Genomic DNA, 12,125 nt, shown 5'->3' on the forward strand with positions numbered 1-12,125 from the left:
AGCAACAACCATTGACAAGTGTCGGTTTCGTTTCTCTACTGTGAACGCTCACAGCGCCATTCCGGCCGGTCCGCCGATGCGCTCGCTCGTCTCGTCAGGGGAGGAATCATGAAATACCGCACCGTCGCGGTGTCCACCGCCGCCGCTCTCGCCGCCACGGCCCTGCTCTCGGGGTGCGGCTCGGACGGCGGCGGCGAGCCGGCCGCCGCCGGGCCCGCCTCCCTGACCTACTGGGCGTGGGCACCCGGCCTGGACAAGGTCGCGGACATCTGGAACAAGGGTCCCGGCAAGGAGGCCGGCATCACGGTCACGGTGAAGAAGCAGGCGTCGGGCGACGACCTCGTCACCAAGATCATCACGGCAGCCAAGGCACGCAAAGCCCCGGACCTGGTCCAGGCCGAGTACCAGACGCTCCCCACTCTGGTCTCCAACGACGTCCTCGCCGACATATCCGAGGAGGCGGGCGACACGAAGAGCCGGTTCGCCGACGGGATCTGGCAGCAGGCGACGCTCGGCTCGGATGCCCTGTACGCGCTGCCGCAGGACTCGGGCCCGCTGATGTTCTACTACCGCGAGGACCTCTTCGAGCAGTACGGCCTGACCGTGCCCACCACCTGGGACGAGTTCGCCGAGACCGCCCGCGCGTTGAAGGAGAAGGCGCCGGACAAGGACCTCACGACCTTCTCCTCCAACGACTCGGGCCTCTTCGCGGGTCTCGCCCAGCAGGCGGGCGCGAAGTGGTGGACCACGGGCGGCGACAAGTGGAAGGTCGCCATCGACGACCCGGCCACCCGGAAGGTCGCCGACTTCTGGGGCGGCCTGGTCGAGGAGGGCGCCATCGACAACCAGCCGATGTACACGCCCGCCTGGAACAAGGCGCTCAACACCGGCAAGCAGGTCGCCTGGGTGAGCGCCGTCTGGGCGCCGGGAACCCTGACCACCGCCGCGCCCGAGACGAAGGGCAAGTGGGCGATGGCCCCGCTCCCCCAGTGGACCGCCGGTGAGAACGTCACCGGCAGCTGGGGCGGCTCCTCCACCGCCGTCACCAACGACTCGAAGAACAAGAAGGCCGCGGCCACCTTCGCGAAGTGGCTCAACACCGACCCGGCGGCGCTCGCCGCGCTGGTGAAGGAGGGCGGGATCTACCCCGCCGCCACGGCCGCGCAGACCGGCGGCGCGCTCTCGAAGGCTCCGGACTACTTCTCGAACCAGCCCGACTTCTACACCGAGGCCGCGAAGATCGCCCAGGGCACGGCTCCCGCCGCCTGGGGCCCGAACGTCAACGTCGCGTACAGCGCCTTCAAGGACAACTTCGCCGCGGCCGCCAAGAACAAGTCGGACTTCGGCCCCGCACTGACCGCCATGCAGGACGCCACCGTCGCGGACCTGAAGAAGCAGGGCTTCGGGGTCTCGGAGTGACACGTACGCCCCGCAGGAAGGCGTACGGGGTCAAGAGCGCCCCGTACGCCTTCCTGGTCCCCGCCACCATCCTGTTCCTGCTCTTCTTCGCCCTGCCCATCGGCTACGCCGTCCACCTCAGCTTCCGCAGGACCGAGGTCAAGGGACTCGGCCTCGGCAAGGACGCGCGCGAGGAGATCTGGGCCGGTCTGTCCAACTACACCGACGCGCTCTCCGACTCGGAGCTGTTGCACGGAGCACTGCGCATCCTCGGTTACGGCGCGATCGTCGTCCCGGTGATGCTCGGCCTCGCCCTGCTCTTCGCCCTGCTGCTGGACACCGACGGGCTCCGGCTGCGCGGCTTCAACAGGCTGGCGATCTTCCTGCCGTACGCGATCCCGGGCGTCATCGCCGCGCTGATGTGGGGCTTCCTGTACCTGCCCGACGTCAGCCCCTTCCTCTACGTCCTCGACGCGGTGGGACTTCCGCAGCCGGATCTGCTGGACGGCGGGCCGCTGTACCTCTCGCTGGCGAACATCGCGGTGTGGGGCGGCACCGGCTTCAACATGATCGTCATCTACACCTCGCTGCGGGCGATCCCCACCGAGATCTTCGAGGCCGCACGGCTCGACGGCTGCTCGCAGCTGCAGATCGCGCTGCGGATCAAGATCCCGATGGTGGCGCCGTCCCTGATCCTGACCTTCTTCTTCTCGATCATCGCGACGCTCCAGGTGTTCAGCGAGCCCACCACGCTGAAGCCGCTGACCAACTCGCTCTCCACCACCTGGAGTCCCCTGATGAAGGTCTACCAGGACGCCTTCGTCAACAACGACATCCACGCCGCCGCGGCCCAGGCGGTCATCATCGCCCTCGCCACCCTCGCCCTGTCCTTCGGCTTTCTCAAGGCGGCCAACTCCCGTACGAAGCAGGGAGACTCCCGTTGAGCACCCAGCCCGTCGCCGCCCCCGGCCGCCGACGCTTCCCTCTCCTCCCCACGGCCGCGCTGCTGCTCGGCGCCGTGTACTGCCTGCTGCCCGTCGCCTGGGTCCTGGTCGCCTCGACGAAGTCCGGCAGCGAGCTGTTCTCCACCTTCACCTTCCTGCCCGGCTCCGGGTTCACGGACAACGTGGCCGACCTCACGGACTACCGCGACGGGGTGTACTGGAAGTGGATGGCCAACTCTGCCTTCTACGCCGGGGCAGGCGCCCTGCTGTCCACCGCGGTGTCCGCGGTCTCGGGGTACGCGCTGGCCGTATACCGCTTCCGCGGGAAGGAGACCGTCTTCAACATCCTGCTCGCCGGGGTGCTGATGCCTCCGGTGATCCTGGCCGTACCGCAGTACCTGCTGCTGGCCGAAGTGGACATGACCGACTCCTACCTCTCGGTGCTGCTGCCGCTGGTCCTCTCCCCGTACGGCGTCTACCTGGCCCGGATCTACGCGGCTGCCGCCGTACCGGCCGACGTGGTCGAGGCCGGGCGGATGGACGGCGGGGGTGAGTGGCGGATCTTCCGGACCATCGCGCTGCCGATGATGCTGCCGGGGCTGGTGACGGTGTTCCTGTTCCAGTTCGTGGCGGTGTGGAACAACTTCCTGCTGCCCTACATCATGCTCGGCGACGACGAGAAGTTTCCGGTCACCCTGGGGCTCTACACGCTGCTCCAGCAGGGTTCGAACACTCCGGCGCTCTACACGCTGGTCATCACCGGCGCGCTGCTGGCGATCATCCCGCTGATCGCCCTGTTCCTCGCGATCCAGCGGTTCTGGAGCCTCGACCTGCTCTCCGGCGCCGTAAAGTCCTGACAGCTCCTCAACAGGGCAGTTCTCAATGAAAGATCAAGCACCATGAGCCGCACAGAACAGAACGGCGCGGGACGCCGCAGGCCGCCGACGATCCATGATGTCGCCCGGGAGGCCGGGGTCTCCCGGGGCACGGTCTCCCGCGTCCTCAACGGCGGTCACAACGTCAGCCCGGCCGCGCTCGATGCGGTTCAGTCCGCCATACGCAGGACCGGCTACACCGTGAACCGGCACGCCCGGTCCCTGATCACCGGACGCTCCGACTCGGTGGCGTTCCTCCTGACCGAGCCCCAGGAACGCTTCTTCGAGGACCCGAATTTCAACGTGCTGCTGCGCGGCTGCACCACCGCGCTGGCCGCGCACGACATCCCGCTGCTGCTGATGATCGCGGGCTCGGAGGCGGAGCGCCGCCGCAACATGCGCTATATCGCCGGGCACGTGGACGGGGTACTGCTGGTCTCCAGTCACTCCGGCGACCCGGTCGCCGCCCAGTTGCACGAGGCCGGTGTGCCGCTGGTGGCCTGCGGGAAGCCGCTCGGGCAGGGCTCGCGGGTCAGCTATGTGGCGGCGGACGACCGCAACGGCGCCCGGGACATGGTGCGCTTCCTGTACGGGTCCGGGCGCCGCCGGATCGCCACGGTCACCGGGCCTCTGGACACCCCGGGCGGGGTGGACCGGCTCGCGGGCTACCGCGAGACGCTCACCGAGTGCGGGCTGCCCGTCGACGAGGCTTTGATCGTGCCGGGCGATTACAGCCGGGCCGGCGGTGAGGCAGCGGCCGCGCTGCTGCTGGAGCGGGCGTCCGATGTGGACGCGGTGTTCGTCGCGTCGGACCTGATGGCACAGGGGGTGCTGAGCACGCTGGAGCGGGCGGGCCGCCGGGTGCCGCAGGACGTCGCGGTCGGCGGTTTCGACGACTCGCCCGCGGCGCTCGCGGGGCGCCCGGAGCTGACGACGGTCCGCCAGCCGTGGGACCGGATCAGCGCCGAGATGGTGCGGGTGCTGCTGGCGCAGATCGGCGGGGAGGACCCGGCCGCGGTCATCCTGCCCACGGAGCTGGTGCGCCGGGATTCGGCGTAGGGGCGGGCGGGCTCCCGGCGATGGAGGACGGAACGGGCGGCGGACCGGGTCCGGTGGCCGGGCCGCCGCCGGGCCCGCCGCCGTACGCTCCGGCCCCTCCCGGCCGACCCGGCGGGCCAGCCCCCGGCCCGGCCAGGTCCCGGACAAGAAGCTGACCTTGGGGACGAAGCAGCTTCGCTCGTAGAAGGCGGCCAGTTCGTCACCGCCGCCCGCCCAGCAACCGATCCCCAGCAGGGCCCCGCCGGATCTCCGCGGTGTACGCCACCCGCTCGAGGCCGGGGATCAGACGGCGTCCAGCGCCGGATAGTCGGTGTAGCCCTTCGCGTCACCGCCGAAGAAGGTGGACGGGTCCGGCGTGTTGAAGGGCCCGCCGGCTTTCAGCCGGGCCGGCAGGTCCGGGTTGGCGAGGAACAGCGCGCCGTAGGCGATGATGTCGGCGATCCCGTCATCGATCACCGTGTGGTGCTCGGGGCCGGTCGGCCCCTCGGAGAAGACGTTGATGACGAGGGTTCCGGTGAACTGCTTGCGCAGCGCGAGCGTCAGCTCACGGGTGTCGGCCTGCTCCAGCACGTGGAGGTAGGCCAGACCGAGCGGTTCGAGCTCCGCCACGAGCGCGGTGTAGACGGCGTCCGGCTCGGGCTCCTCGATGCCGTTGTAGGGGTTTCCGGGCGAGATGCGCAACGCGGTCCGCTCGGCGCCGATCTCGGCGACGACGGCCTTGACCACCTCGACGGCGAAGCGGATGCGGGCCTGGTCGGAGCCGCCCCACTCGTCGGTGCGCAGATTGGTGTTGGGGGCCAGGAACTGCTGGATCAGGTATCCGTTGGCACCGTGCAGCTCCACGCCGTCGAAGCCGGCGTCCACCGCGTTGCGGGAGGCCTTCACGAAGTCGGCGATCGTCGCGCGGATCTCGGCGTCGGTGAGCTCGTGCGGCTCCACGAAGTCCTTCGGTCCCACGTGGGTGTAGACCTGGCCGGGCGCCGCGACCGGGGAGGGCGCCACCGGGACCAGCCCGTCCGGCAGCAGGACGGGGTGGCCGATCCTGCCCGCGTGCATGATCTGGGCGAAGATCCGGCCGCCCGCCGCGTGCACGGAGTCGGTGACCTTGCGCCAGGAGGTGACCTGCTCGGCGCTGTGGAGGCCGGGGGTGGACGGGTACCCCTGGCCCACCACGGAGGGCTGGATGCCCTCGGTGATGATCAGCCCGGCCGAGGCGCGCTGGGTGTAGTAGTCGACGGTGAGGTCGGTGGCCGTGCCGCCCTCACCGGCCCGGCTGCGGGTCATCGGCGCGAGGGCGATGCGGTTGGAGAGCTGCGTACCGGAGAGATCGACGGGATCGAACACGGTGGTCATGAAAGCCTCCTACATATTTACGTGGTCGGCCAAGTAACCGACCGTACGTCACTGTAGCGGATTACTTGGCCGACCAAGGTAAAGTTGACGAGAACGTCATGAACCCGGTTTCGGACCGGGCAGCGGCACCGCCCCGAGGAGTCCCGATGCAGGCCGACAGCACCGCCCCCGCCAATCCCGCCTGCACCGGCGGGCTGCCGAGTGCGGCGCTCGGCGGCCCGATCAGCCATGCCGTCTCCCGGGTCGCCCGGCTGCACAGGATCACTGCGGGCCGGCTGCTCAAGGGGCTCGGGCTCTATCCGGGTCAGGAGTTCCTGATGATGCACCTGTGGGACACCGGAGCGGTCCGCCAGGCCGAGCTGATCAAGGCCATGGACCTCGACCCCTCCACCGTCACCAAGATGCTCCAGCGTCTCGAACAGGCCGGTCACGTGCGCCGCCGCCCCGACCCGGACGACCGGCGGGCCGTCCTGGTCGAGGCGAGCGAGGAGAGCTGCGGCCTGTACGCCGAGGTGCGCGGCGCCTGGTCGGACCTGGAGGAGCACACCCTCGCGGGGCTCGGCCCGGCCGAGCGCGCGGAGCTGACCCGGCTGCTCGCCAGGGTGGAGGAGAACCTCTGTCGGGGAACCGGCGACTGCCCCTGACGCCGGAGCGGTCGGATCATTCCGTCGAGCGGAACGGATGTCAGCCATGACTTCCCGCCACCCGTCGTGAACGCGGTGCGGCAGGTCACTGTCGGCGCCCGCCGCTACGTCACAGGACCGAGGTCTCCTTCGAGCAGCGTCTGGGTGATCCGAGGCCGGCCCCAGAGCGCCAGGAGTTCGTCGGCCACGTCGATGCGCAGGGGATCCTGATCGCCACGGCCCCCGGCGGCTACGGCCGACAAGGCGGATGGGACGCCCCCGGCGTCCGGAGAGACTCGCCATTCGTGTCCGCCGACGACAACCGTCCCCGCCGCCGGGGCAGACTGCAGCCCTGCCGGCCGACGCGTCCCGCGACGCGGACGGACCGGGCAGCGGGCCCTCCGTGTCGCCGTCCAGCAGAAGCCGCAGCACGGGCTCCCAGGCCGCGAAGCCTCGTACCGATGGCGAGGGGGCCTCTGGTCAACCATGCGTCAGACCGTATGCGGCACCGCTGACAGGTGATGCCATCGCGTCCCCACGTCGCCGGAGGCCGGCATGACGCACGGTGGGCGGCGTCCGACTTCCTCCGGGTGACGAAGGGGCGGGTTGGGTAGCGAGCACGGAGCCGCCTGGAGCGGCTGGTCTTCCGCGGCCACGAAGCAATGCACGACCTGAGCGCCCGAACGCGGCCCGCCGCATCGCCCGCAGGCCCGGCGGACCCAGGCGCGCACGGCCTAGAGGGACACCGCGTCCAACGCGCGGTCGACATCGGCCTCGGTGTTGTACAGGTGGAAGGCCGCCCTCAAGTTTCCCGCCCGGGCCGATACGATCACTCCGGCCGCCGCCAGGTCGGGCTCCCGGCCCCCCAAGCCGGGTACGGCGACGATCGCGGAGGTGCCGGGCACCGCCTCGTGCCCGATCGACGCCAGCCCTTCCCGGAAGCGGGCGGCGAGCCCGGTGGCATGGGCGTACACCGCGTCCACCCCGACCTCGGCCAGCAGGTCCAGGGACTGCTCGGCCCCGTGATAGGCGAGGAACGCGATCGGTTCGTCGAATCGCCGGGCGTCGGCGGCGAGCTTCTCGACCGGCCCGTACGTACTGTTCCAGCGGTCCTCGGCCGCGAACCAGCCCGCGTAGAGCGTCGGCAGGGTCTCCTGCGCCGCCTCGGTCACGGTCAGGAACGACGAGCCCCGTGGGCACATCAGGAACTTGTATCCGCCGGTGACGGTGTAGTCGTACGCTCCGGCGTCCAACGGCAGCCATCCGGCCGACTGGCTGGCGTCGAGCATCGTCCGGGCCCCGTGCGCGGCCGCGGCCGCACGGACCGCGTCCAGGTCGGCGACCCGGCCGTCGGCGGACTGGACGGCCGAGAAGGCGACGAGCGCGGTCCCGGGCCGTACGGCGTCGGCCAGTTCGGTCAGCGGGACGTAGCGCATCCGCAGGTCCCCGCGCACCGCGAAGGGGCTGACCACCGAGCTGAACTCCCCGATCGGCGCGAGGACTTCGGCGCCCGACGGGAGGGAGGCCGCGACGATACCCACATGGGCGGCGACGGAGCCGCCGACGGCGACCCGTGCGGGCGTGACACCGGCAATCCGGGCGAACCCGGCGCGGGCGGCGTCGACCGAGTCGAAGCTCCCCGCGCCGCCCCGGACGCCCACGGCGCTCTCGTCGGCGAGCTTCTTGACGGCGTCGAGTGCGCGACGGGGCAGCAACCCGCAGGTGGAGGTGTTGAGATAGGTGGTCTCGGATGCGAATTCGGTGGCCCTGGCCTGGTCGATCGCAGAAGTCTCCATGCGGAACAGCCTGACGGCCGCTCAACCTCGCGTCAATCACGTATGTTTGAGCGGCGCGCCCAAGAAGTCCTTATACGCGCTGGTCGGACGGGTCGGTTCGGGGAACTTCGCAGGCCCCGTCCGCATCGCAGGCCGCCGCGTCCCCTCCGACCTGGGTCAGGCCGGGGACCTCTCGGTCCTTCCACGCCTGTTTCAGGGCCTGGGTGAAGACCTCCGCGGGCTGCCCACCGGAGATGCCGTAGCGCCGGTCGAGCACGAAGAACGGTACGGCGTTGGCGCCCAGCTCGGCGGCCTCACGCTCATCGGCCCGGACGTCGTCGGCGTACGCCTCGGGGTCGGCCAGCACCGCACGCGCCTCATCGGCGTCCAGTCCCGCCTCGACGGCCAGGCCGGCCAGCACCGCATCGTCGAAGACCGAGCGCTCCTCGGCGAAATTCGCCCGGTGGACGAGGGTCAGCAGCTCTTCCTGGCGTCCGCGCGCCTTGGCGAGGTGGAGCAGCCGGTGGATGTCGAAGGTGTTGCCGTGGTCGCGCCCCTCGGTGCGGTAGCCGAGCCCCTCGGCCTGCGCGTTCGCCGCGACGTTGGCCTCCATGCCGCGGGCCTCTTCGGGAGTGCGCCCGTACTTCTGCGCCAGCATGTCGATGACCTGCTCGATGTCGCCCTTGGCACGGCCGGGGTCGAGCTCGAAGGAGCGGTGGACCACCTCGACCTCGTCACGGTGGTCAAAGCCGGCCAGCGCCTTCTCGAACCGCGCTTTTCCGACATAGCACCACGGGCAGGCGATGTCGCTCCATATCTCGACGCGCATGACTCTTCTACTCTCCAGCTCTGCTGTGACCGGCACGGAGGGAGCCTCCGCCGCCGCTTCAACGTACGGAAGAAGCGGCTGATTCCCGGCGCCCGCCGGGAGACCCGGGCGGACCCGTCCGGCGTGATGCCGTACAGGTCAGCCGGCCGCTCAGCGGCCCGAGCGGCCGGAAGGGGGGCGGGCACCTCGAACGGGACCAGCGTGCCGCCCACCGCGGGCATGGCGGCGAGGACCAGCTCGCCGTCCTGCCACAGCGGCCGGACGAACTCCCGGGCGACCAAGCGGGTCGCGAGGTCCGGCCCGTCCGCCGTGCCGTGCCCCCGGCCGTCCCGGGCAGCCTCGGAGACGATTGTTCCGGGGGTGGCGGTCCGGCTGCCTCCGCGCGTGTTCCTCCTCTTTCCTCGCGAGGCACGCTCCGGGAATCGCAGGCCGCCGTGGTCACCGCGACGTGCGGCCTGCGATTCCCGGCGTCAGCGGAGCAGTGGGGGAGGCCACGCTGACAGCGCCGGATAAGGCGACGGCCATCAGCCGGGGAGAAATGGCCATTGCTCTCGAAACAGCCCGCGGCAAGCCGTGCAACCCCCACATCGGGGGGAATGAAGCACACCGGTCCGATACGCGAACGGATTCCGAAAAATCTGAATCACTCCTTGCCAGGGGCAGCCGGAAGACCGCCCGCATGCCCACCTCGGCGCACCGGCACGGCATCAGGAAAGACCCGGCGCCAACTCCTGTATTCAGCCTGCCCGCAGATGGGAAACGAGGGGCGTGAGCCGCTCCCCCATACCGAGCCCGCGAACAAATGCCTCGCTCAAGACGGGGGTTGACGGACGGTCACAGCTGGTGCAACCTTCAGTGACGGACCGGAACATGAGCTTCCGCTCGCCGGAGCATTCCGGTTGACCGGGCGTTTCGATTGAGTTGCACAGAACGGCAGATGCGGTGAAGAAACGTTTCCCCTCATTACAGGTGCGCACCTACTGAAGGCCGAAACCGAAGCTTTTCAGTGAGGCACACGAGTTCTTCGCGCTCACCGCACGCAGCGGCTCACCATCCGCTTCGCCGCCGTTCGTCCGTCACCCGCCTTCGGCAATCGACGGACGAACCGGAATTCCGCCGGCGGCGATCCGGTCGGTACGCAAACCCTTTCGCGCAACGTCCGTCATCGGGCGCCCGGGCAGTGACCGGTGACGGACCACGTCGTCACGCATCAGTCCGTTCGACACCTCACACCGTCATGCCGCACCGGAGAACGGGCGTACACCCGCTCTCCGGGCGCGACGGGGACCCACTCGAACGGCTGTACGCCAAACAACTCGTCTACCGAAGGATCGGAACATGGCAATTGATGTGGTGCGGGAATCCGCGCTGGCTGACCGGGTCGTCGTGTGGGAGGAGTCCGCACGTGACGGCGCCCAGGCGAAAACCCTGATGTCGGCCGGCTTCCGGGTCCGCCTGGCGCGCGAGCAGGGAAAGATGTTCGGCGAGGACGGGCCGCGGCACGTGGTCTTCGCTGCCGGGTTCCCGGCGGTGTGCGCCGAGGAGTTCGAGGCGGTCCGGCAGGTCGCCGTCGAGGCCGAGGGCACGGTGAGCGTGTCCGCTGTGTGCCGGGGAACGGCCCAGGACGTGCGGCAGGCCCTGGCCTCGGTCAAGGGCACGGCGCACGCCCGGATCATGGTGATCGTGCCGGCCTCGGAGGCGATGGCGCAGGTGATGACCCACCGTCCCGCCGCCGAAGCTCTGGCCGCGGGTGTGGACCTGGTCAGGGGCGCCCGTGAGATGGACGACTCGGTCGTCGTGGACGTCTGCCTGGCCGACGCCTCGCGCGCCGACCACGCCCTGATGGCCGACTACGCCGCGCGGATGACCGATGCGGGTGCCGGTGTCGTGGTGCTGGCGGACACCGTCGGCGACCAGCTGCCCGCCGAAGCAGAGGCGATGTTCACCGCCGTACGGAGCCAGGCCGGCCAGGACGTGGTGTTCGCCTCCCACCTGCACAACGACCTCGGGCTGGGCCTGGCCAACACACTGCAGGCCCTGCGGGCCGGTATCCGCGTGGTCTCCAGCTCATGGCTGGGCATCGCCGAGCGCAGTGGTCTGGTCGCCACCGAACAGCTGCTGTTCCTGCTGGCCTACCGGCCCGACCGCGCCAAGGAACTGCTGGGTGAGCAGGCCTCGCCCTGGTGGACCGCCCCCGACCTGACCCGTCTGCCCGAGATCGCGCGCATGGTGTCGCAGGAGACCGATGTGCCGCTGAGCGTGACCACGCCGATCGTCGGGAGCGGGGTGGGTACCATCTCCACCGGCACACCGTTCGTCCACCCGCAGCTGTTCCAGCCCTACGACCCCCGTGAACTGCTGGGCATCGAACCGCGCATCCTGCTCACCCACCTTGCCAGCGCCCGGGTGATCACAGCGGTCGCCGCACGGCTCGGACGGGATCTGGACAGGGAACAGACCAAGGCTGCGGCGCAGTGGGTCAAGACCCGCGCCTACCAGCAGGGCCGCGCCCTGGTGGACGAGGACGAGTTCGCCGGCTTCCTCGACGGCCTCGTCTCCGCCTCCTGAAAGGGACGACATGACCAGCAGTCCGACCGTCGGCGCCGACCACGTCCGCCAGGCCCTGTCCAGCCGGCGAGCAGTGGTGCTTCCCAACCCCGCACCGCTGACCTACGTCGTCGCCGCCACCACCCCGCACGCCGTCAACCTCGCCAAGGGGCGGCCCGCCGACCAGGCCGTCGCCCTGTGGATCCACCACCCCCGAACCGCCGGGACCGTCATCGACGCACTCGCTCTCGGCCCTGAGCCGGCCGCCGCGGCCCGGCGCCTGCTGACCGAGGAGCGGGTGACCCTGCTCGCTCCGCTGCGGGAGGACCACCCGCTGCCCGACTGGATGGGTCCGGCGGCCAAGGACGGGTGGACGCTGCTGTTCGGCGCTCGCTGGGCGCCCCTCCTCCCGGTGCTGGAGGATCATCCGGTCCTCTACGTCAGCAGTGCCAACCGCACCGGGCACCCGCCGGCTGCCACCGCGTCCGCCGCCCGGGCGATGTTCCCCGGCGACATCCCCGTCCTGGACCCCGCCTCGCTCCCCGGCACCGGCGAGGAGCGGGAAGGGGCACCACGCGCGGCCACCACCACCGTGCGCCTGCACTCCGACGGCTCCGTCGATCTGCACCGCAACGGCGCACAGGACCGGATGTACCCGCATGCCGGCGGCTACCAGGACCACCTGCGCGCCGCCTACGGGCTCCGGTGACCGAACGGGCACG

The 12,125-nt window shown here is 70.4% G+C and carries 10 protein-coding genes; 7 read left to right on the top strand and 3 right to left on the bottom strand.

Annotated elements, in window-relative coordinates:
- Positions 1-108 precede the first annotated feature (108 nt).
- Genes ACWD04_RS13095 through ACWD04_RS13110 form a run of 4 tightly spaced genes read left to right on the top strand, consistent with a single transcriptional unit; the run spans position 109 to position 4,276 of the window.
- Positions 109-1,419 (top strand): ABC transporter substrate-binding protein, encoded by a 1,311-nt coding sequence (locus ACWD04_RS13095; RefSeq protein WP_451131181.1) that lies wholly within the window; start codon positions 109-111, stop codon positions 1,417-1,419.
- Entirely contained in the window at positions 1,416-2,342 is a 927-nt protein-coding gene (locus ACWD04_RS13100) for a carbohydrate ABC transporter permease (RefSeq protein ID WP_451131183.1), read from the top strand. Before ACWD04_RS13095 ends, ACWD04_RS13100 begins: the two co-directional genes overlap by 4 nt.
- Complete coding sequence (locus ACWD04_RS13105) at positions 2,339-3,199, top strand: carbohydrate ABC transporter permease (RefSeq protein ID WP_451131185.1); 861 nt, start codon at positions 2,339-2,341, stop codon at positions 3,197-3,199. The genes ACWD04_RS13100 and ACWD04_RS13105 overlap by 4 nt, the downstream gene beginning before the upstream one ends.
- A gap of 42 nt (positions 3,200-3,241) precedes the next feature.
- Complete coding sequence (locus ACWD04_RS13110; protein WP_451131187.1) at positions 3,242-4,276, top strand: LacI family DNA-binding transcriptional regulator; 1,035 nt, start codon at positions 3,242-3,244, stop codon at positions 4,274-4,276.
- Positions 4,277-4,558: 282 nt separating this feature from the next.
- On the opposite strand, the gene ACWD04_RS13115 is transcribed toward ACWD04_RS13110, so the two are convergent.
- Positions 4,559-5,629, bottom strand: coding sequence for an alkene reductase (locus tag ACWD04_RS13115; RefSeq protein WP_451131189.1), 1,071 nt, complete (start codon positions 5,627-5,629; stop codon positions 4,559-4,561).
- Between the two features lie 146 nt (positions 5,630-5,775).
- Between ACWD04_RS13115 and ACWD04_RS13120 the strand changes: the two genes are divergently transcribed.
- The gene (locus ACWD04_RS13120) at positions 5,776-6,273 is read left to right on the top strand and encodes a MarR family winged helix-turn-helix transcriptional regulator (RefSeq protein WP_451131191.1); all 498 of its coding nucleotides are present in this window, start codon (positions 5,776-5,778) and stop codon (positions 6,271-6,273) included.
- Between the two features lie 713 nt (positions 6,274-6,986).
- On the opposite strand, the gene ACWD04_RS13125 is transcribed toward ACWD04_RS13120, so the two are convergent.
- Positions 6,987-8,048 (bottom strand): aminotransferase class V-fold PLP-dependent enzyme, encoded by a 1,062-nt coding sequence (locus ACWD04_RS13125; protein ID WP_451131193.1) that lies wholly within the window; start codon positions 8,046-8,048, stop codon positions 6,987-6,989.
- 70 nt (positions 8,049-8,118) lie between these two features.
- On the bottom strand, positions 8,119-8,856 hold the full coding sequence (locus ACWD04_RS13130; protein WP_451131195.1) for a DsbA family oxidoreductase: 738 nt from the start codon (positions 8,854-8,856) through the stop codon (positions 8,119-8,121).
- Between the two features lie 1,338 nt (positions 8,857-10,194).
- On the opposite strand from ACWD04_RS13130, the gene ACWD04_RS13135 reads away from it, so the two are divergent.
- Together ACWD04_RS13135 and ACWD04_RS13140 are read left to right on the top strand one after the other, a co-directional pair.
- Positions 10,195-11,424, top strand: a complete 1,230-nt coding sequence (locus tag ACWD04_RS13135; protein ID WP_451131197.1) for a 2-isopropylmalate synthase — start codon at positions 10,195-10,197, stop codon at positions 11,422-11,424.
- A gap of 10 nt (positions 11,425-11,434) precedes the next feature.
- Positions 11,435-12,112: a hypothetical protein gene (locus ACWD04_RS13140; protein WP_451131199.1), complete on the top strand. Its 678-nt coding sequence runs from the start codon at positions 11,435-11,437 to the stop codon at positions 12,110-12,112.
- Positions 12,113-12,125 lie beyond the last annotated feature (13 nt).

Source organism: Streptomyces sp. NPDC002911 (assembly GCF_053591835.1).